General features: G+C 71.1%; 18 protein-coding genes. 11 read left to right on the forward strand and 7 right to left on the reverse strand.

Annotated features, from left to right (window positions below; all coding sequences use genetic code 11):
- Positions 1 to 136: 136 nt before the first annotated feature.
- Positions 137 to 1,537 (forward strand): MFS transporter, encoded by a 1,401-nt coding sequence (locus tag F4554_RS15480; protein ID WP_337796058.1) that lies wholly within the window; start codon positions 137 to 139, stop codon positions 1,535 to 1,537.
- Here the strand turns inward: F4554_RS15480 and F4554_RS15485 are convergent.
- Complete coding sequence (locus tag F4554_RS15485; RefSeq protein WP_179788025.1) at positions 1,531 to 2,367, reverse strand: alpha/beta fold hydrolase; 837 nt, start codon at positions 2,365 to 2,367, stop codon at positions 1,531 to 1,533. The genes F4554_RS15480 and F4554_RS15485 overlap by 7 nt on opposite strands.
- Before the next feature lie 221 nt (positions 2,368 to 2,588).
- Between F4554_RS15485 and F4554_RS15490 the strand changes: the two genes are divergently transcribed.
- The gene (locus tag F4554_RS15490) at positions 2,589 to 3,200 is read left to right on the forward strand and encodes a hypothetical protein (RefSeq protein WP_179788026.1); all 612 of its coding nucleotides are present in this window, start codon (positions 2,589 to 2,591) and stop codon (positions 3,198 to 3,200) included.
- A gap of 69 nt (positions 3,201 to 3,269) precedes the next feature.
- Here the strand turns inward: F4554_RS15490 and F4554_RS15495 are convergent, their stop codons facing one another.
- From F4554_RS15495 to F4554_RS15510, 4 genes are all read right to left on the reverse strand, one after another.
- Complete coding sequence (locus F4554_RS15495; protein WP_179788027.1) at positions 3,270 to 3,992, reverse strand: putative glycolipid-binding domain-containing protein; 723 nt, start codon at positions 3,990 to 3,992, stop codon at positions 3,270 to 3,272.
- Positions 3,993 to 4,100: 108 nt separating this feature from the next.
- Positions 4,101 to 6,176 carry a S9 family peptidase gene (locus F4554_RS15500; RefSeq protein ID WP_179788028.1) on the reverse strand — a complete coding sequence of 692 codons (2,076 nt, stop codon included), beginning with the start codon at positions 6,174 to 6,176 and terminating at the stop codon, positions 4,101 to 4,103.
- Positions 6,177 to 6,186: 10 nt separating this feature from the next.
- A complete protein-coding gene (locus F4554_RS15505) occupies positions 6,187 to 8,178 on the reverse strand; it encodes an ABC transporter ATP-binding protein (protein WP_179788029.1) in 1,992 nt (663 codons plus the stop codon).
- 225 nt (positions 8,179 to 8,403) lie between these two features.
- Complete coding sequence (locus F4554_RS15510) at positions 8,404 to 9,585, reverse strand: acetyl-CoA C-acyltransferase (protein ID WP_179788030.1); 1,182 nt, start codon at positions 9,583 to 9,585, stop codon at positions 8,404 to 8,406.
- Positions 9,586 to 9,782: 197 nt separating this feature from the next.
- Between F4554_RS15510 and F4554_RS15515 the strand changes: the two genes are divergently transcribed.
- From F4554_RS15515 to F4554_RS15535, 5 genes are all read left to right on the forward strand, one after another.
- On the forward strand, positions 9,783 to 10,361 hold the full coding sequence (locus F4554_RS15515) for an NUDIX domain-containing protein (protein WP_179788031.1): 579 nt from the start codon (positions 9,783 to 9,785) through the stop codon (positions 10,359 to 10,361).
- 97 nt (positions 10,362 to 10,458) lie between these two features.
- Complete coding sequence (locus F4554_RS15520) at positions 10,459 to 11,826, forward strand: GNAT family N-acetyltransferase (RefSeq protein ID WP_179788032.1); 1,368 nt, start codon at positions 10,459 to 10,461, stop codon at positions 11,824 to 11,826.
- 100 nt (positions 11,827 to 11,926) lie between these two features.
- Entirely contained in the window at positions 11,927 to 12,373 is a 447-nt protein-coding gene (locus F4554_RS15525) for a helix-turn-helix domain-containing protein (protein WP_179788033.1), read from the forward strand.
- Between the two features lie 5 nt (positions 12,374 to 12,378).
- Positions 12,379 to 12,789, forward strand: a complete 411-nt coding sequence (locus F4554_RS15530) for a VOC family protein (protein WP_179788034.1) — start codon at positions 12,379 to 12,381, stop codon at positions 12,787 to 12,789.
- Between the two features lies 1 nt (position 12,790).
- Complete coding sequence (locus F4554_RS15535; protein ID WP_179788035.1) at positions 12,791 to 13,405, forward strand: VOC family protein; 615 nt, start codon at positions 12,791 to 12,793, stop codon at positions 13,403 to 13,405.
- A 44-nt stretch (positions 13,406 to 13,449) separates the two neighbouring features.
- On the opposite strand, the gene F4554_RS15540 is transcribed toward F4554_RS15535, so the two are convergent.
- The gene (locus tag F4554_RS15540) at positions 13,450 to 14,127 is read right to left on the reverse strand and encodes a TetR/AcrR family transcriptional regulator C-terminal domain-containing protein (RefSeq protein ID WP_202889307.1); all 678 of its coding nucleotides are present in this window, start codon (positions 14,125 to 14,127) and stop codon (positions 13,450 to 13,452) included.
- Positions 14,128 to 14,202: 75 nt separating this feature from the next.
- On the opposite strand from F4554_RS15540, the gene F4554_RS15545 reads away from it, so the two are divergent.
- Together F4554_RS15545 and F4554_RS15550 are read left to right on the forward strand one after the other, a co-directional pair.
- Positions 14,203 to 15,114, forward strand: coding sequence for an alpha/beta fold hydrolase (locus F4554_RS15545; protein ID WP_179788036.1), 912 nt, complete (start codon positions 14,203 to 14,205; stop codon positions 15,112 to 15,114).
- A 153-nt stretch (positions 15,115 to 15,267) separates the two neighbouring features.
- Positions 15,268 to 15,810 (forward strand): GNAT family N-acetyltransferase, encoded by a 543-nt coding sequence (locus tag F4554_RS15550; protein ID WP_179788037.1) that lies wholly within the window; start codon positions 15,268 to 15,270, stop codon positions 15,808 to 15,810.
- Positions 15,811 to 15,860: 50 nt separating this feature from the next.
- On the opposite strand, the gene F4554_RS15555 is transcribed toward F4554_RS15550, so the two are convergent.
- A complete protein-coding gene (locus F4554_RS15555) occupies positions 15,861 to 16,922 on the reverse strand; it encodes a tyrosine-type recombinase/integrase (RefSeq protein WP_179788038.1) in 1,062 nt (353 codons plus the stop codon).
- Between the two features lie 1,234 nt (positions 16,923 to 18,156).
- Between F4554_RS15555 and F4554_RS15560 the strand changes: the two genes are divergently transcribed.
- The gene (locus F4554_RS15560) at positions 18,157 to 18,480 is read left to right on the forward strand and encodes a YciI family protein (RefSeq protein WP_179788039.1); all 324 of its coding nucleotides are present in this window, start codon (positions 18,157 to 18,159) and stop codon (positions 18,478 to 18,480) included.
- Between the two features lie 32 nt (positions 18,481 to 18,512).
- Positions 18,513 to 19,745 (forward strand): DUF6596 domain-containing protein, encoded by a 1,233-nt coding sequence (locus tag F4554_RS15565; protein ID WP_179788040.1) that lies wholly within the window; start codon positions 18,513 to 18,515, stop codon positions 19,743 to 19,745.
- The last annotated feature ends 56 nt before the right edge of the window (positions 19,746 to 19,801 follow it).

Here is a 19,801-nt window from a genome sequence, read left to right on the forward strand (position 1 = left end):
ACCTCGTCGCCCGACCATGCCGGCCAGTCAGCGCGTGCCGCCCCTGACGTGCGGCACAGCGAATCCTCCGCTGCCCGAAACCACCGGTGCGCACCACCGGACATCGGGCTGCCTTCCGAACCGAGGGGTTTCACCCGTGCCGTCCACTCCGTCCGGGGAGTACGCCGCTCCGCCCACCGCGGCAGATGCTCCGAACAGCCCTTCTTCCAGCCCTCCGTACGACACGCCTTCTTCCGGCACCCCGAGTCTGTGGCACGACCGGGACTTCCGCCGGCTCTGGGCCGGCCAGGCCGCCTCCCAGCTCGGCGAACACTCGGCCCTGATGCTGCTGCCGCTGATCGCGGTACTGACCCTGCACGCCGACCCCGGCCAGCTGGGCGTGCTCCGCGCGGTGGGCCAGGCGCCGATCCTGCTGTTCTCCCTCGCCGCCGGTGCGTGGGTGGACCGGTGGCGCACCCGAACGGTGATGGTGGCCACCGACGCCGGCCGCGCGCTGGCGCTGGGTGCAGCCGCGGTCGCGGGCCTGCTCGGTCTGCTCGGCCTGCCGGCGCTGGTCGTCGTCGCGTTCGCCGTGGGTGCCCTGTCGGTGTTCTTCGACGTCGCCTACCAGACGGCACTGGCCCGGATGGTCCGCCGCGACCAGCTGGTGTGGGGCAACAGCGCGCTCGAGGGCAGCCGCTCGGCCGCGCAGATCGGTGGCCCCGCACTCGGCGGCGCAATGGTGTCGATGCTGTCCGCCCCGGTCGGTGCCGCGACCAGCGCGGCGTTCTTCGCCGTGTCGTGCCTGTCCATCCGGCGCATCCGGCACCGCGAGCAGCTGCCGGAACCCGCCGGCGAGCACACCGGGACACCCACCGGCACCCACTCACCGATCTGGCGGCGAATCCGGGAAGGGCTCCGCTTCGTCGCCGCCGACACCTCGCTGCGGACAGTGTGTCTCGCCTCGGCCGCCTTCCAGTTCTGGCTGGCGGCGACGATGACCGGCTACCTGCTGTTCCTGCCGCGGGTGCTGCACCTGTCCGGAACCACCGTCGGCCTGACCCTCGCGGCGGTCGGGCCGGGCGCGCTCGTAGGCGCCCTGCTGGCCGCCCGCCTCCCGCGCCGCTTCGGCTACGGCGTGGTCCTCGTCGCCGCGGCGGCGCTCGGGGACGGCGCGTTTCTCGCCGTGCCCGCGCTCCACGGCTCCTCGGCGGCGACGGTCGCCGTGCTGCTCGCGGTCAACTTCGTGTTCGGAGCCTTCGGCCAGCTGGTGAACGTCACCGTGATGGCCGTCCGCCAGGCCGTGACCCCGGCCGGGTTGCAGGGGCGCGCGGCCGCGACGATCACGTTCGTGGGCATGGGGCTGACCCCGCTCGGCTCCCTGCTGGGTGGTTTCCTCGCCGAACGCTGGGACCTGCGTACCAGCCTGCTGGTGACGGCCGCCGGCATGCTGCTGTCTCCGGCGCTGATGGCGGTGTCCCCGCTCGCCCGGCTGGGCCGGACGCTGCCCACGCCGACTACCTCAGCGCGGGTCGTACCCGGGCCGGGTCCTCAGTGAGCCTGCTCCACGGCGGCGGCGATGGTGACCGCGAATCCGGCCGGGTTGTCGTACGTCATCACGTGCGCGGCACTCGGCACGACGTGCACGGCCACCCCGGCCGGCTCCAGCCCGGTCAGGTCCACGCCGGTGGTGTGCTCGCCGACCAGCAGCGCCCGCGGCATGCTGCCCTGTGCGAACTGCGTACGGAACGTCGGCTCGCGGTCGGCCAGCATCGACACCGACGTACGGTGCATCCCGACCGCCGTCCAGCGTCCGGTGGTGGCGTGGAACACCGACTTGCCGGCGGCGTGCTCGTCCCGGCCGACGACCGCGCGCAGGGCGTCGTAGCCGCGGCGGACGAACGCCTCCTCGGTCTGGGCGGCCACGTGCGCGCTGAGCTCGCCCACGCCGGGGTCGAGGTTGGGTTCGCAGGCGACGAGGGTCCCCACGAGGTCGGGCCGGCGGTGGGCGAGCGCGATGGCGACCGACCCGCCGAGGCTGTGGCCGACCACCGTGGCGCCGCTGAGCCCGTCGGCGTCCAGGACCGCCGCGACCGCGTCGGCGTGCTCCTCGACCGTGTACCCGAACCGCGCGGGGTCGGCCTGGTCGCTCCACCCGGTGCCTACCAGGTCGACCAGCAGCGAGCGATGGTGCCGCAGTGCCGGGTGGGTGACCACGTGCGGGAAGTCGGCCGAGGTCGCCGCGCCGAGACCGGCGACGTAGACGAACACCGGATCCGGGGAACCGGAAGAGTTCGAGGAAGCGGCGGTGTCGCGGGCAGGGAAGTCGCCGGGCAGGTCGAGGTAGCGAACCCAGGAGCCGACGTGGGGCAGGTACACCGAACGCATGACCACCCAGCATGCCGCATCGGCACGCCACCTCCGCGGCCGCGCCGGATGTGCGGCGCTCCGCGCCCCCGACGTGCTTCGGCACCGCCCGGGTGCGAAACTCCCAGGGTTTCTTCAGCTGTTTCCCAGGTTCGGGGCCGATAGTTGTGCGCGATCCCGCGCCGCACGGCCTGCGCGGGGAGGCGGCCCGAATGCCGGATCGTCCGACGAACGGAGCAGACATGAGCCCTGCAGGACGCACTGTCAGCCGGACCACTGTGGTCGGGGTGGCCGCCGCCGCGGCGACCGTCTCCGGGCTCGTGGTGGGCGGCATCGCGCTGGCGGACAACGCCTCCGGACCGCACACCCAGGTCGCGGCACAGCCACAGGCCACGCCGACCGGCAAGCCGACCGCGGCGCAGGCACCGAAGGAACGCGGCATGCGACACCCCGGACGGCCGGGTGGACCCGGCCGGTTCGGACCCGGTGGGCTCGGGATGGCCGGACGCGCCCTGCACGGTGAGTTCGTCGTCGCCAAGCCGGGTGGCGGCTACCAGACCGTGGCCAGCCAGCGCGGCAGCGTCCAGTCGGTCAGCTCCACCGCGATCACGGTGAAGAGCACCGACGGCTACACCCACACCTACGTCGTGGATGCCAGGACGAGGGTCGACGCGCGCCGGGAGGGTGTCGGATCGATCAAGAAGGACCAGCAGGTCGCGGTCGTCGCGACGGTCAGCGGCGGCACCTCGACCGCCGTCCGGATCGTCGACCTGGCCGGGCTCGGGCAGCGCGGGAACATGCGCGGGAACATGCGCCAGATGCCGGCACCCGGCCCGCAGAGCGGCACCAACTAGACGAGATCACTCTCTGCCGGCTGGATTCCTCCGCGGAAGAATCCAGCCGGCACCGGCCCGCGGACGGGTCTACCTGGGTCCCTGGGTCGCCGAGAGGACGTCGCCCGCTGCACTGTCCGGCCCGTCGCCTCGGTGAGCGTTGTTCGCGACGTCCGCGTCGGCGAGATCGATCCCGGCCGTTCTCGCCCCGGCGGGCCCGACGCGGCGCGCGATTCCCGGGTAGTCGACGACCAGACCGTCCCGGTCGAAGACGATGTCGGCGGTGAAGTCGTCGCTGTCGAAGCGGACCACCGCACCGTCACCGTTCGCGCGTACGTGGGTGTAGCGCTGCCGGCTCGGGCGTACCGACAGGTCGGGGACCGACACCCACGCCGTCAGCAACTCGACCGGCTCACCTGCGGTGAGCAGCCCGTGCCGGCGTACCGGCATGGTGTTGGTGAGCGGGGACAGCCCGAGGTCGCAGTCCAGCGCGTCGCCGTAGCGACCTGCCTGCCCGCCCGGCGGCGGTGCGTCCAGGTGCCCCTCGGCATCGGCGAGGATCTCCCAGCGGCCGGCGCCGTCACGGCGCAACTCCAGCACCCGCCGCCAGCCGACGCCGAACGCGTGCACCCGCAGCGACGACGTGGCGTAGTCGTCGCCGGTGGTGAGGGCGTACTCCAGCCGGTACGGCACCGGATCCGCACCGATCGCCGAACCGACCGCGGACAGGTGCCCGCGTGCCAGCTTCACCTCGGCGAGCTCAGCGCCGGCGTCCTTGCACCAGACCAGGGACCGGTGTACGTCGGGGTCCATGCGGCCACCTCCTCGCGGTTGGCGGGAGGTTACCTCCGCGCGGACCCCGCCGGTGCGGAATCGACCAGGCCTGGCCGTGCCTTCGCCGACGCGGCCTGACGCGGACGTCTACCCGGACGTCTTCGCGAGGCCCACCTGGTCGAGGACGAACGCGTGCACCTGCGCCTCGTCCCGCCAGGCGTCGTACCTGCCCGAGGGTCCGCCGTGGCCCGCGCCGAGTTCGGTCTTCAACAGCACGGGTCCGCCACCGGTCATCCGGTCACGCAGCCGGGCGACCCACTTGGCCGGCTCCCAGTAGCTCACCCGCGGGTCGTTCAGCCCGGCGGTGGCGTAGATCGCGGGGTAGTGACTGGCCGAGACGTTGTCGAAGGGCGCGTACGCCTTCATCGCGGCGTACACCTGCGGGTCGGCCACCGGGTTTCCCCACTCGTCCCACTCCCGCACCGTCAACGGCAGCGACGGGTCGAGGATGGTGGTGAGCGCGTCGACGAACGGCACCTCCGCCACCGCCGCGGCGCACAGGTCCGGCCGGATGTTGAGCACGGCACCGATCAGCAGGCCACCCGCAGACCCGCCCCGGATCGCCAGTCCGTCCCGGGTGGTCCAGCCGTTGTCCACCAGGTAGTCGGCGGCGGCCACGAAGTCGGTGAAGGTGTTGGCCTTCTCCAGCCGCTTGCCGTGTTCGTACCACGACCGCCCGAGCTCCCCGCCGCCGCGCACGTGCGCGATGGCGAACGCCACACCCCGGTCCAGCAGTGACAGCCGCAAAGTGGAGAACCACGGGTCCATCGAGTGTTCGTACGACCCGTAGCCGTACAGCAGCACCGGCCCGCCCTCGGGCCGGTCGTCGCGCCACACCAGCGAGATCGGCACCTTCGTCCCGTCCGGAGCGGTGGCCCACTCCCGGGTCGACTGGTAGCGGTCGAGGTCGACGTTCAGCACCGGCTGCCGCTTGCGCAGCCTGCGCGCGTCGGTGGCCAGGTCGACGTCGACGACGGAGTTCGGCGTGGTCAGCGAGGTGTAGTCGATCCGCAGCGTGGTGGTGTCGAACTCCCGGTTGGTGCCGACGTCCACGGTGTAGATGGGCTCCTCGAAGACCATCCGGCGGCGCTCGGAGTCCGCGACGGTGATCACGTCGAGTTCGGTACGCCCGTCGGAGCGCAACGCCACCACCAGATGGTCGGTGAACGCGTCCACCGACACGATCCGAACGCCTTCCTGGTGCGGGATCACGTCCGTCCAGCGTTCCGGGCGGGGGTCCTCCACCGGTGCCTGCGCGAGCCGGAAGTCCGGTCCCTGGTCGTTGGTGACGAACAGGAACCGGTCGGTGTGGTGCTCGAGGGTGTACTCCACGCCGGGCCGGCGCGCGGCGACCAGGCGCCACCGGCCTTCGGGGTCGTCGGTGGGCAGGACGTGCACCTCGCTGGACTCGGTGGCATGCAGGTCCAGCACCAGCCACTCACGCGAACGGGTCCGGGAGATGCCGAGGTAGAACGACTCGTCCTCCTCGGTGAAGATCAGCACGTCCTCGCCCTGGTCGGTGCCGAGCCGGTGCCGCCACAGCTTCCACGGCCGGTGGGCCGGGTCGAGGGTGGTGTAGAAGAGGAAGCCCTCGTCGGCCGACCAGGCCGCGCCGTAGCCCGTCGGGCTGATCGTGTCGGGCAGGTGCTCGCCGGTGCGGAGGTCCTTCACCCGCATCCGGAACTCCTCGCTGCCGTCGGTGTCGACCGAGTAGGCGAGCAGGTGGCCGCTCGGCGAGACCGCGAACGCGCCCAACGCGAAGTAGTCGGTGCCCTCGGCCGCCTCGTTGCAGTCCAGCAGCACCTCCTCCCCGCCGGCGTCCCCGGTGCTGTCCCGGCCGCTGTCCCCGTCACCGACCGGCTGCCGTACGAACAGCGGGTACTGCTTGCCCTCCTGGGTGCGGGTGAAGTACTCCCACGCGCCGTCGCGGGCCGGGACGTCCTCGTCGGTCTCCTTGATCCGCGAGCGGTACTCCTCGAACAGCTCCTCACGCAGGCCGGCCAGATGTGCGAGGGATTCCTCGGTATGGGCGTTCTCGGCCTTCAGATGGGCGAGCACGGCCGGGTCCTCGCGGTCGCGAAGCCAGGCGTACTCGTCGACCCGCTCGTCACCGTGGTGGCGGTGGACGAAGGGACGCTGCTCGGGGCGGGGTGCAGTCGGCATGGCGCCGACATTACCCGGCCGGGGACGCGACGTTCGCCGCCGCGGACGGCCCCGGCGATACCACGACAGGGTCACCCGAACGGCCGTCGTGGTCCGGGCCCTGGTTCGCGCCGATCTCCTCCATGCCCCCGTCGGCGCTTTCCTCGGTGGCGAACTGCGTACGGTGCAACTCGGCGTAGCGGCCGCCGCGGGCGAGCAGTTCGTGGTGGGTGCCGCGTTCGACCACCCGGCCGGCCTCGAGCACCAGGATCAGGTCGGCGGCCCGGACCGTGGACAGCCGGTGCGCGATGACGATGGCGGTCCGGTCGGCCAGCGCCTCACCGAGCGCGGCCTGCACGGCGGCCTCGGAGGTGGAGTCGAGGTGCGCGGTCGCCTCGTCCAGGATCACCACCCGCGGCTGGGCGAGCAGCAGCCGGGCGATGGTCAGCCGCTGGCGTTCACCTCCGGACAGCCGGTAGCCGCGTTCGCCGACCACCGTGTCCAGGCCCTCGGGCAGGCCGGCCACCAGGGCGTCCAGCCGAGCCCGGCGCAGCGCCTCCCACAGCTCGTCGTCACGGGCCTCCGGCCGGGCCAGCAGGAGGTTGGCGCGCAGCGACTCGTGGAAGAGGTGGCCGTCCTGGGTGACCATGCCGATGGTGTCGCGCAGCGAGTCGAACGTCAGGTCGCGTACGTCGGCACCGGACAGCCGCACCGCACCCTCGTCCACGTCGTACAGCCGGGGGATCAGCGAGGCGATGGTCGACTTCCCCGCACCGGAGGAGCCCACCAGCGCCACCATGGCGCCCGGCTCGACCCGGAACGACACGTCGTGCAGCACCTCCTCACCGCCGCGCGTGTCCAGCTTCGCCACCTCCTCAAGCGACGCCAGCGACACCTTGTCGGCGGCCGGGTAGCCGAACCGGACGTGCTCGAACTCCACCGACACCGGCCCGTCCGGCACGCGAACGGCGTCCGGCTTCTGGTCGATCAGCGGCGCCAGGTCGAGCACCTCGAAGACCCGCTCGAAGCTGACCAGCGCGCTCATCACCTCCACCCGGGCGCTGGCCAGCGCGGTCAGCGGCGCGTACAGCCGGGTGAGCAGCAGGGCCAGCGCCACCACGTCGCCGGGGTCGAGCGAGCCGGCGAGGGCGTAGTAGCCGCCGAGCCCGTAGACCAGGGCCAGCGCCAGTGCGGAGACCAGCGTGAGCGCGGCGATGAACACCCACTGCACCATCGCGCTGCGCACGCCGATGTCGCGCACCCGCCGGGCGCGCACCGCGAACTCCGCGGACTCGTTCGCGGGCCGCCCGAACAGCTTGACCAGGGTGGCGCCCGGCGCGGAGAAGCGCTCGGTCATCTGGGTGCTCATCGCGGAGTTGTGGTTGGCCGCCTCACGCTCCAGCCGGGCCAGCCGGTTGCCCATCCGCCGTGCGGGCACCACGAAGATCGGCAGCAGCACCAGCGCCAGCACGGTCAGCTGCCAGGACAGGCCGATCATCACCGCGAGGGTGAGGACCAGGGTGACGAGGTTGCTCACCACCCCGGACAGCGTGTCGCTGAAGGCCCGCTGGGCGCCGAGCACGTCGTTGTTGAGCCGGCTCACCAGCGCGCCGGTCCGGGTGCGGGTGAAGAACGCGACCGGCATGCGCTGAACGTGGTCGAACACGGCCGTGCGCAGGTCGAGGATCAGCCCCTCGCCGATGCGGGCGGACAGCAGCCGGGTGAGGATCCCGAGCCCCGCCTCGGCCACGGCGATGACCGCGATCACGGCGGCCAGGATGAGAACGATCCGCAACGGGGAGCGTTCCACGATTGCGTCCAGGACCCGCCCGGCCAGTACCGGGGTCGCCACCGTCAGGACAGCGGTCACGACGCTGAGCAGCAGGAACTTCGTCAGCTGGGCACGGTGCGGGGCGGCGAACCGGCCGATCCGCCGCAGCGTCGCACGGGAGAACGGCCGGCGTTCGTCCTCGGCGTTCATCGCGTGGTAGAGCGACACCCACGCGGTGGTCTCCATGTCCATGCCCGCTCGGTCCCTTCGCCTCGGTGGCCTGCGCACGTCGTGGTGGACGACGACGTCGTACGGAGATCGACGTCGTACGAACGTCGACGAGGGCGACGCTAGGACCCCAACCAGGGTTGAGGGCAAGCCGCCGCCTCAACGCGGGACACCATCTCAGGCACCACCCCCCAAGCCGCCTCGCCGGCGGCGAGGGGAAGGAGGAGCGAAGCGAGGCCGGACCGGACGTCAGGCCTCGAGGACGACCGCGAGTCCCTGGCCGACGCCGATGCACAGGGCGGCCAGGCCGCGCCCGCCGCCACGACGGCGCAGCTGCCAGGCCAGCGAGGCGACGATCCGCGCGCCTGAGGCCCCGAGCGGGTGCCCGAGCGCGATGGCACCGCCGCGCGGGTTGACGATCTCCGGGTCGAGGTCGCGCCAGTGCGTCAGACAGGCCAGCGCCTGGGCGGCGAAAGCCTCGTTCAGCTCCACCACGTCCAGGTCGCCCCAGCCGAGCCCGGCCCGGGCCAGCGCCTGCTCGGCCGCCCGCACCGGGCCGACGCCGAACAGCCGCGGGTCGACCGCCGCGACGCCCCGGGACACCACCCGGGCGAGCGGGTCCGCCCCGATCGAGCGGGCCGCGTCCTGGTCGCCGAGCAGCAGCGCCGCCGCAGCGTCGTTCAGCGGAGAGGAGTTGCCCGCCGTCACCGACCCGTCCTGGCGGAACGCCGGCCGCAGCGCGGCGAGGACCTCGGCGGTGGTGTCCGGCCGGACGCTCTCGTCGCGGTCCAGGTCGCAGCCGGGTACGGCCGCCACCTCCTCGGCGAACTCCCCGGCCGCCCACGCGGCGGCTGCCCGCCGGTGACTGCGTACGGCGAACGCGTCCTGCGCCGCCCGCGTGATGCCGTACTCACCCGCCAGCGCCTCGGTGGCCTCGCCCAGCGACACCGTCCACTCCGGCGGCATCGCCGGGTTGACCATGCGCCAGCCCAGCGTCGTCGAGTGCAGCGTCTGTGACTCACGCGGGAAGCCCCGCTCGGGTTTGGGCATCACCCACGGCGCGCGGCTCATCGACTCCACCCCGCCGGCAACGCACAGGGACGCGTCGCCGGTGGCGATGGTGCGGCCGGCCGCCAGCACCGCCTCCATCCCCGACCCGCACAGCCGGTTGACGGTGACGCCGGGCACCGACGTCGGCAGGCCCGCCAGCAGCACGGCCATCCGGGCGACGTTGCGGTTGTCCTCGCCCGCGCCGTTGGCGGCACCGAACACCACGTCGTCGACGCGGGCCGGGTCCAGTCCCGGATTGCGGCGGACGAGTTCGCCGACCACGTGGGCGGCGAGGTCGTCCGGGCGTACCGCGGCCAATCCTCCTGCGTACCGGCCGATCGGCGTACGCACGGCGTCGAGCACGAACACCTCGTGGTTCACCGCACCGGCTCCTTCCCGCCCCGTCGCAACCTGACTCCCAGCAAGTGATTCCCGTCCAGCCCGTAGCCCAGCGCATCCCTTTGTGCACAGGCGGTTCACGGCCTTCCGCCATCCTCCGTGGTCGCCGCGCCGGTGTCGAGCCGGGCCGGGCGCGTCGGGTTTCGGGGGAAATTGATCATGGCTATATCGTTCGGCTCGTGCCCGGATCCCGCATACGTTCCGCCGTGCGCCTGCTGGTCGTCGACCCGCTGGACCGGCTCCTCCTCTTCCACGCCAACCCCGGCCGCGAACCCGCGGCCGGATTCTGGTTCTGTCCCGGTGGCGGCGTCCAGGCGGGGGAGTCGCCGCTGCGGGCAGCTGCCCGCGAGCTGCGGGAGGAGACCGGCCTGGAGGTCGATCCCGAACACATGCGGGGCCCGGTGTGGACCCGCCGGCACGTCGTACCCGTGGGCGGCGTGGAGGACGCGAGCGCAGCAGCCAACGGCGGAGGCACCGGGAACGCAGGGAACGCCGGAAACCCCGAAAGCCGCGAGGACCTCCTGGACCAGCGCGAGCAGTTCTTCGTCTACCGCGCGCCCAACACTCCGGCGATCCACGCCATCGGTGACCCGTGGTCGGCGCGCGACGGCCACCAGGTCTATCGATGGTGGAGCCGGCGCGACCTGGAGGCCGGTCCCGCCGACGCGGCCGTGTTCGCGCCCCGCCGGCTGCCCGAACTGTTCCCGGAGATCCTCGCCGGGCGCTGGGAGGACCCACCCCGCGACGTCGGAGTCTGACAGTGCGGACGCAGGCGCGTCCCGCCCGTCCGCCCGGCCTGCTGCCGCGTCGATAAGCGGTGGCCTGCACCGCCGCGTGGCCCTAGTGTCGGCTGCGATGACTTCGACCGTACGAACCAACGGCCCCGCCGGCGACCTTCGCCGCGACCTGGGCGACGGCCTGGTGCTGCGCTGGTCGACGCCCGAGGACACCGACGCCATCGCCGACCTCGCCGGCCGAGTGTTCCGCGACAACGACGACAGCCCGCCCAACGCGTTCATCATGGACATGGTCCGCCGCCACATGCGCGGCGACCACCCGCTGCTCGGACCCGACGACTACGTCGTGGTCGAGGACACCGGGGCGGAGCGGAAACGGCTCGTCGCCTGTGCGTGCTACCAGCAGGAGGAGTGGACCTACGACGGCGTTTCGCTTCCGGTCGGCCGGCCGGAAATCGTCGCCACGGACCCTGAATTCCGCCGCCGAGGACTCGTACGGACGATTTTCGATGCGCTGCACGACCGGTGCGACCAGGACGGAAAACTCGTCCAGTCGATCACCGGAATTCCGAACTTCTACCGGCAGTTCGGTTACGAGTACGCCGTCGACCTCGGCGGCACTCTCTCGTTTCCGCTCTCGCTGCTACCGGAGACGAAGGCCGACGAGCCCGAGCCGTACCGGCTGCGAAAGGCAACCAGGGAAGACGTTCCGGCCCTGATCGCGTGTTACGAGCAGAGCCAGCGGGGGAGTCTGGTGGTCTCCCGGCTCGGCGAGCGGTTCTGGGCGTACCACATCGACGCGGAGAACGAACCCGACGCCAAACGCGGCTATGTCCGCGTACGAATCGTCGAATCCGGCGCGGGGGAGTTCTGCGGGCTGGTGGTGGCGCAGGGAAGTGGCACGCATTTCCGGGTCTCTCTGCTGGAATTCACGCCCGGTACCAACCTCGCCCGAGTTCGGCCCGCACTCGTGCGGGCACTGGTGGACCTCTCCGCGGAGAACCCCGCACCGGACGACACACCGGCCACCAAACTCGTCCTCGAACTCGGCCGGGACCACCCGTTCTACCCGATGATCCCGGCCGAGCACGGGCCCCGCCAGGACCCGCCGTACGCGTGGTACGTACGGGTGCCGGACCTGCCCTCGGTGCTGCGCCGGATCGCCCCCGTGCTGGAACGACGGCTCGCGGACTCGGCCGTGGCCGGCTACGAGGGCGACCTGCTGCTCGACTTCTACCGCACCGCCGTCCGCCTCACGTTCACCGAGGGCAGGCTGACCGCCGTGCGGGACGACGGGCCGGCCGCCCGGCAGGACCGGACACCGCGGGCGGGTTTTCCGCAGCTGGTGTTCCTGCGGGCGCTGTTCGGGCACGCGTCGCTGGACGAACTCCGAACCGCCCACCCCGACGTCGGCACCGACGGCGCGGCCGGGCCGCTGGTGAACGCGTTGTTCCCCAAGCGGCCGTCGCGGCTGTTCGCCCCCTGAGGCGCCCCTGAGGTAGGGACAAAGCGGTCAAACAGGCGCCGACCGGCCGGGGGCGCCGACGTGCTGGGCGGCTCCGGCCCGGCATGGCAGGATCTCGAAGGTGAGCAACACCCCGTCCCCGCAACGCCTGCGTGACCTCGCTCTGCTGCGCCGCGTCCGTGACCGGATCGACCGGGAGTACGCCCAGCCGCTGGACGTCGAGGCGCTCGCCCGTGGCGTGCACATGTCCGCCGGGCACCTGAGCCGCCAGTTCCGGCTGGCCTACGGCGAGTCGCCGTACGGCTATCTGATGACCCGCCGGATCGAGCGCGCGATGGCGCTCCTTCGCCGGGGCGACCTCAGCGTCACCGAGGTGTGTTTCGAGGTCGGCTGCGCGTCGCTGGGCACCTTCAGTACCCGATTCACCGAACTGGTCGGTATGCCGCCGAGCGTCTACAAACGCGAGGCGGCACAGGGGAGCGCGCAACTGCCGGCGTGTGTGGCCAAACAGGTGACCAGACCGATCAGGAATCAAGAAGCACGGCCGATGGAGGCGCGGTTAGCGTGACCGACATGGACATCACCATTCACACCAGCGTCCTCCCGCACGAGGACCCGGAGGCCTCCCTGGCCTTCTACCGCGACAGGCTCGGCTTCGAGGTCCGCCAGGACGTCGGAAAAGGCACCATGCGCTGGATCACCGTCGGACCGCCCGGCCAGCCCGACACCTCGATCCTGCTGGCACCGCCGTTCGCCCACCCGGGCATCACCGACGACGAGCGCCGCACCGTCGCCGAGATGATGGCCAAGGGCACCTATGGCTGGATTCTCCTTGCCACCAAGGATCTTGACGGTACGTTCGAGAAGGTTCAGGCGGGCGACGTGGAGGTCGTGCAGGAGCCGACCGACCAGCCGTACGGCGTCCGCGACTGTGCCTTCCGGGACCCCGCGGGCAACATGGTCCGCATCCAGGAGGTCCGCTGACATGGCCGCCATCAGGTCGATCACCATCGAGGCAGCCGACCCCGCCGCCGCGAACGCCTTCTACGACAGGGCTTTCGGGCTGGGCGACACGATCCGTACGCAGGCCGGCGACGCGCCGACGGCCGGTTTCCGCGGGTGTGCGCTGTCGCTGGTGGTGTCACAACCCGGCACCGTCGACAGCCTGATCGGCACCGCGGTGGAAGCCGGCGCCACGACGCTGAAGCCGGCCACGAAGAGCTTCTGGGGTTACGGGGGAGTCGTCCAGGCGCCCGACGGCACCATCTGGAAGGTCGCGACCTCGGCGAAGAAGAACACCGGCCCGGCCACCCGCAACGTCGACGACATCGTGTTGCTGCTCGGCGTGGGAGACGTCAAGGAGAGCAAGCAGTTCTATGTCAACCATGGTTTGACAGTGAGCAAGAGCTTCGGCAGGAAGTACGTCGAGTTCGACGGCTCGTCCTCGTCGGTCAAGCTGGCGCTTTACGGGCGCAAGGCCGCGGCCAAGGACGTCGGCGTCGACCCGGACGGCTCCGGATCACACCGCATCGTCATCGGCACCGACGACGGACCGTTCACCGACCCCGACGGCTTCGCCTGGGAGCGGGCGTCAGCCTGAGACAGCGCAACGCCGAGGTGCGTGTGGCCAGGCCACCGCGGGAGTCACCCCAGTACGCCTACCAGGGCGCGGACGATCACGGTGTCCACGTCGAGCTCGTCGCGGACGTTGCCGTCAGCCGGGGCAGCGGCGAGTAAGGCGGACAGACGGGGGTGACTTCCCGCGGCGGCGACGTGGCGAAGGTAGGCGGATCGGTGCACGGCGCCGGTGTCCGCGGCAGCCAGCTCGTTCTGGACGAAGAGCGCGGTCAGGCCATTGAGAAGAGCAAATGCCTCGAGCTTGCGAGTCGCGTCGGCCGGGTGGTCGGCGAGCACGGTGAGGACGTGCTCCATGAGGTCGATCCCGTGGGGGCCGAGGCTGGGCCGGCGCATGACCATGGTCGGCAGCCACGGGTGGCGGCGCATGATCTGCCGGGCCTGACGGGCGATGCCCAGCAGGTCGGCCTGCCAGTCACCACTGGGCGCGGGCAGGTGGTATTCGCTCCCGGTGCTGTCGGTCATCAGGTCGAGCAGGTCGTCGCGGGTGGCCACGTAGCGGTACAACGAGGCGGCGCCGGTACCCAGAACCGATGCGACTCGCCGCATGGAGACGGCCGCCAGGCCCTCGCGATCGGCCAGCTCCACCGCGGCAGCGGTGATCTCGGCGCGACTGCGCTCGGCGGGGCGTCCGAGTGGTGCCTGCTCCGGCCGCATCCAGATCACCGGCTCCTGCTGTCCTGCCACCGTCACCTCCAGGTCGACCCGAGCCTACTTGTCGCGTACGGTGTTCGCGAACACCGTACGCGAATTGGAGGGACGATGACGCGCTTCACGCTCAACGGCCAGATCAGGATCGCCTTCGAGGACCTGGGCGGAGCGGGCGGCGACCCGCTGCTGCTGGTCATGGGGCTGGGAGCCTCCCGGTTCTGGTGGCCGGACGGCCTGGTGTCCGAACTGCTCTCGCGCGGCTTCCACGTCGCCGCCTACGACCAGCGCGACGCGGGCGAGTCCACCCACCTGCCCGACCGCCGCGACGGCTCACCGATCAGAGCCCTGGTGCACCGTGGAGCTCCGGCCTACAGCGCCGAGGACCTCGCAGACGACGCGGTCGCCGTCCTCGACGCCCTCGGCTGGGAACGCGGCCACCTCTTCGGCCACTCGATGGGCGGGCTCGTCGCACAGCGCACCGCGATCCGCCACCCGAAGCGCGTGCTGAGCCTGACCTCCTCCTCGGCTGTCCCCAGCGATGCCGGCGGCCCGAGCGTGCTGCGTTACGTGCGCCTCGGGTGCCTGCCTCGTCTCGCCCGGCTCCACCACCCGGACACCCCTCAGGGCAACCTGAACATGGCCGTGGCAGTCGCCCGCCTGCTGGCCGCGCGCGGCCAGCACGTCGACGAACGCGACGTGCGCGATTTCGTCGACAAGGAGGCAGCCCACCAGGTCGCCGGCCTGCGCGACAAGAAGGCGCAGAGCCGTCAGATCGGCGCGAGGTGGCACGGGGGAGTGCTCGCCGAGATCGCCGCGCCGACCCTCGTGCTGCACGGCGAGGGCGACCCGCTGGTGCGCCCGTCGGCCGCGCACGACCTCGCCGACGCCGTACCCGGTGCCCGGCTGCGCACCCTGCCAGGTGTCGGCCACTTTCTCACCCGCGACGTCTGGGCCACATGCGCCGACGAACTGCGCGCGCTGGCCGACCGCGCCAACGAGGTCGACGGGGCTGCACACCGCTGACCGGCATGCGCTATCCCTCAGTCGCTGGCGAGGGGTGAGCTGTCGATGGCCTCAGCAGCGGCACTCATCGTCCATGTAGACAGACCCCGACGTTCGGGACCCGCACCGCTAGCATGCCGGGCAGATCCGCTCGTCTGAAAGGTCGTGCGCTCCTTGTCGTCGACATCTACCGCGAAGCCTGGTCCGAACCCTTGGCGTCTCAGACTTCTGACAAGCAGCGAGGCACTCCCGCTCGCAGCGGAGATCTGGACCTGTTATGACCAGGTCTTCGGCGACTTCGGGGACTACGCCACCTGGCGTTCGGACCTCTTCGCACGCCATGCCGGACGGGACGGCTTCCGCCTGGCGGCCGCAACCGACGACGACCAGATGATCGGGTTCGCCTGGGGTTACCTCGGTCGGCGAGGTCAGTACTGGTCTGATCTGGTCTACGAGGCACTCCCACACGACGTGGCCTCGAAGTGGGTCGGGAACCACTTCGAGTTCGTCGAACTGGCTGTCCTGCCCGCGTATCGCGGCAACGGCCTCGGCCGGGCGCTGCACGATCTGTTGCTGGACGGCGTGCGGCGGCCCTGCCTGCTGAGCACCAGTGACGAGCCGGATGACCCGGCCGTGCATCTGTACACCCGTTCGGGATGGAAGAGCCTGGGGACGCTGCGGCCCGGCGTACAGGTGATGGGCCACGACCGCACCTGAAGCGGCCGCTCTGTCGTTTCCCAGCGATGATCTCGGTCGGGCAGCGAGCCTCAGTCGCTGGCGAGGGGCGAGCTGTCGATGGCCTCGGCGGCGGCACTCATCGATTCGTCCATGTAGACAGACGTCGTGGCCAGGCTGGAATGCCCGGCGATCTGGGCGACCGTTGCGATGTCGACGCCGGCCCGGGCGAGAACCGTCAGCGCCGTGTGCCGGAGGGAGTGCGGTGTCGCCCGGCGGCCGAGGAACTCCTTGGTGTAGCGCTCGACCATGCGCTGCAGGTCACGTGGAGAGAGCCGCTTCCCGCGCACGGACACGAACAACGCGCTGGCCGCGTCCTCGACCCTGATGCGCTCCGCCCGGTCGAGGGAGGTCGGCTGCGGAGGCGGCGGACGCTCCTCGGCGAGGTACCGCTCGATGGTTCTGAGGGTCGCCGACGACAGCGGCAGGTCGCGGGTCTTGCCGCCCTTTCCGCGTACGTGCAGAACCGGCGTTCGGGTCTCCTCGTGCAGCCGGATGTCGCTGCGGTTGGCGCCGCACAGCTCCGAAACCCGTGGCCCCGACTCGACCAGGAGCCGCAGGATCGCCTCGTCGCGAACGGACAGCCTCTGGTCGGCACGCAGGGATTCCTGCGCCCGCCGGCTCGGCGAGGCTCGCAGCAGCAGCGCCTCGTCGACCCGCAGCCCGAGCCGGGAGCCCGCGGCTCGCCGCGGTGTGCGCGGGGCAGCCACCCGGGTGGTGGGATCGACCTGGACGTAACCCTTGTCGGTGGCCCAGCGAAACAGCCCACGTACGGCGGCGAACCAGCGGGCCAGCAGGTGCTGACCGCGACCTGGGGGAGTGGAGCCGTCCTCGGCGATCTTCAGGCCCTTCGTGAAACGGCGATCGGGTGCTTTGGCGATGGCCGTCAGCGCGACTTCCAGCTGGTCGGCCTCGATCGAGTCGAGCATCGTGTCGGGGCCCAGGAGAGTGGTGAAGTCGTCGAGGTCGCGGTGGTAGGCGTGGAGAGTGGCGGCGCTGAGCTGGGAACGCATGACGCGACGCTCGAGCACCTCCAGATACTCCAGCACGGCATCGTGCACGGTCATCGTCGACGCCGATTTCGGCTCACTCATGGCCCAAAACGTACCATGTCGTGTAAGTGCTATTACACGACGTGAATCCTGATTCAGCGACGGCTTGCTCTCGGCCTTCGACGCTCCGTGACAGCAAGACCCGCAGGCCATACAGGGCGTTTTCACTACGCGGCGTCATCGTCTCGCCAGCGGTCAGCACCCGCGCTGACCTGCGGCGATGCCTGATCGCCAGCCTTGGGATGGGTGCGTGGGCGGGTGGTCGATGACTGCGGAGCACGCCAGGGCCGCTGTGAACGCCAAGACGTCAGAATCCTGAGCTGTCCGCAGTCTGCCTTCCACGTACTTGACGCGTGTCGCATCTCAGGTGCGTACGGAATGGAGCGCAACGCACGGCACGGCTCGTCGCCGTCGAAGCCTGAGCAAGGTCGGCCGGGCGGGATCGACTGCATCGAACGGTCCGCACGAACGTCGTAGGGAAGCCCCTCTCGGCCGTCCCCAGCCTCCCTGGCGTTACGCCGATAATGAACATTATGTCAACTGACAAGAGTTGAGTGCTCCTGAACCCTCTCCTCTGCTGCTCAGCTCTCCGGACCCGAACGCCGCGAGCGGAACACCAGTGAGCCGCATGCATCGACCGACCCACACGCGGCACCTGGCGAAACTCATGGCGTTCGCGGCCCGCACGACATCGCCGCACGAGACATCACCGCGTTCGTCTCGCTGAAGGCCGAGCCGTCATCCCCGGGTTCCCAGGACGACCGACCATCCACGTCGCGTAACGCAGAAGTACGCCATGGAGCCGAGGCCGGCCCACCTCTCCCCCGTGACCAACTCCTTTGACCAACCCGCCCCTGAAAGTCCGGGAATCCGTGTCGAATCCGGCCCGAGGTGTTCGTCGCAATGGTGCGTGGCCGCCTACGAGCGGCGCCAGAACCACTGATGCGAGGGAACCATTTTCAACACACCGTTCACCCCGGACCTGATCAAGGCGGAGCAGGACTACCGGTTGGAGCGGGCCAGACGTTCGTTCCGCCCCGTGCGCCGCAGGGCGCGCGTCGACCGGCGTTCTCACGTCCCGGGAAACCGGAGGACCGCGAACCCGCGGCCCGATACCGTCGCTGTCGGACCGCTCACGATCGGCCTACCAGAAGTCCGTACCAGAGGGTTCTTGAAAGCAGTCCGGGACGCGGTGTCGGATCGGGTCCGAGGCGTTCGTAGCAAGGGTGAACGGCCGCTCGCGACGGGCGCCCAGAACCGCAGGAGATGATCCGACATGCAGTACCTCGTATCCGTGATCGACGACACCGCCGGCCTCGCCACCTCCGACGAGATGGCCGCCATCGACGAGTTCAACGACGGGCTCCGCGCCGAGGGCCACTGGGTCTTCGCCGGCGGCCTCGCGTCCCCCAGCGCCGCGACCGTCATCGACAGCCGGGGCGAGGAGACGTTGCTCACCGACGGTCCCTTCCTGGAGTCCAAGGAGCACCTCGCCGGCTTCTGGATCATGGAGGCCGCGGACCTCGACGTGGCGCTCAAGCTCGCCGCAGAGGGCTCGAAGGCGTGCAACCGGAAGGTCGAGGTGCGTCCGTTCCTGTGAGTCCCGTGAGTCCTGTGAGTCCCGTGAGTCCTGTGAGTGCGGTTGACGTGCACAAGGAGATCACCCGAGCCCACCGCGAGGAGTGGGCGCGGGTGGTCGCCTCCCTGACCAGGCGTTTCGGCGACCTCGACATCGCCGAGGAGGCGGCTGCCGAGGCGTTCGCAACCGCCGTCGAGCGGTGGCCGGGCGACGGCGTGCCCCCCAACCCAGGCGCCTGGCTGACCACCACCGCCAACCGCAAGGCCATCGACCGGATCCGGCGTGAGAACAAGCGCGACGACAAGCAGAGGGAGGCCCGGATGTTGTCCGACGACGACGCGCCCGAGCCCCTCGGCGCCATCGACGACGAGCGCCTCCGGCTGGTCTTCACCTGCTGTCACCCGGCGCTGGCGATGGAGACCCGGGTGGCGCTGACGCTGCGGATGGTCGGCGGGCTGACGGTGCTCGAGATCGCCCGGGCCTTCCTGGTGCAGGAGGCCGCCATGGGGCAGCGGATCACCCGGGCGAAGGCGAAGATCAAGGCGGCACGTATCCCCTATCGGGTGCCGGCCGCGGAGGACCTTCCGGCCCGCGTTTCCGGCGTACTCGCCGTTCTCTTCCTGGTGTTCAACGAGGGTTACCTGGCGACCGGCCCGGGCACCGATCCCGTACGCCACGAACTGACCGCGGAGGCGATCCGGCTCACTCGCCTGATCCGGGGGCTCCTGCCCGGCGACGGCGAGGTGGCCGGGCTGCTGGCGCTGATGCTCCTCACCGAGGCGCGCCGCACCGCCCGGGTCTCGGCGAGCGGCGAGCTGGTCTCCCTCGACGAGCAGGACCGTGGCGCCTGGAACGCCGCGCTCATCGCGGAGGGACACCGGCTGGTACGCGAGCGGCTGGCCTCCGGGGTGGCTCCGGGGCGCTACCAGATTCTCGCGGCGATCAACGCCGTGCACACCTACGCCAGGGACGCGCGCGACACCGACTGGTCGCAGGTCGTCGCTCTTTACGACCAGTTGGTCCGTATCGACCACTCCCCGATCGTCGCTCTCAACCGGGCGATCGCGGTCGCCGAGCTCGACGGTCCGGAGGTGGCGCTCGCGGTCGTCGACCGGCTCGAGGACGGGTTGGCCGGCTACCACGCCTACCACGCGACCCGCGCGGACCTGTTGCGCCGGCTCGGCCGTGGCCGGGACTCACGCGCGGCGTACGACCGGGCCATCGAGCTGGCGGGCAATACCGCCGAGATCGCCTACCTGACGCGCCGCCGCGGCCAGCTGGGATAGGCCGGCTCGGCGCCGGCCCGCGCCGAGCCGCGTGCCACACCCGCGGCGGGGACCAA

Origin of the sequence: Actinopolymorpha rutila, assembly GCF_013407855.1 — a bacterium.
GTDB classification, from domain to species: domain Bacteria; phylum Actinomycetota; class Actinomycetes; order Propionibacteriales; family Actinopolymorphaceae; genus Actinopolymorpha; species Actinopolymorpha rutila.

Coding starts and splice junctions, on each gene's coding strand:
- F4554_RS15485 (WP_179788025.1), bottom strand. CDS start 2,367: ATGCGTTCGGTGTACCTGCCCCACGTCGGCTCCTGGGTTCGCTACCTC.
- F4554_RS15520 (WP_179788032.1), top strand. CDS start 10,459: ATGACTTCGACCGTACGAACCAACGGCCCCGCCGGCGACCTTCGCCGC.
- F4554_RS15495 (WP_179788027.1), bottom strand. CDS start 3,992: ATGGACCCCGACGTACACCGGTCCCTGGTCTGGTGCAAGGACGCCGGC.
- F4554_RS15555 (WP_179788038.1), bottom strand. CDS start 16,922: ATGAGTGAGCCGAAATCGGCGTCGACGATGACCGTGCACGATGCCGTG.
- F4554_RS15560 (WP_179788039.1), top strand. CDS start 18,157: ATGCAGTACCTCGTATCCGTGATCGACGACACCGCCGGCCTCGCCACC.
- F4554_RS15530 (WP_179788034.1), top strand. CDS start 12,379: ATGGACATCACCATTCACACCAGCGTCCTCCCGCACGAGGACCCGGAG.
- F4554_RS15500 (WP_179788028.1), bottom strand. CDS start 6,176: ATGCCGACTGCACCCCGCCCCGAGCAGCGTCCCTTCGTCCACCGCCAC.
- F4554_RS15535 (WP_179788035.1), top strand. CDS start 12,791: ATGGCCGCCATCAGGTCGATCACCATCGAGGCAGCCGACCCCGCCGCC.
- F4554_RS15545 (WP_179788036.1), top strand. CDS start 14,203: ATGACGCGCTTCACGCTCAACGGCCAGATCAGGATCGCCTTCGAGGAC.
- F4554_RS15490 (WP_179788026.1), top strand. CDS start 2,589: ATGAGCCCTGCAGGACGCACTGTCAGCCGGACCACTGTGGTCGGGGTG.
- F4554_RS15505 (WP_179788029.1), bottom strand. CDS start 8,178: ATGGACATGGAGACCACCGCGTGGGTGTCGCTCTACCACGCGATGAAC.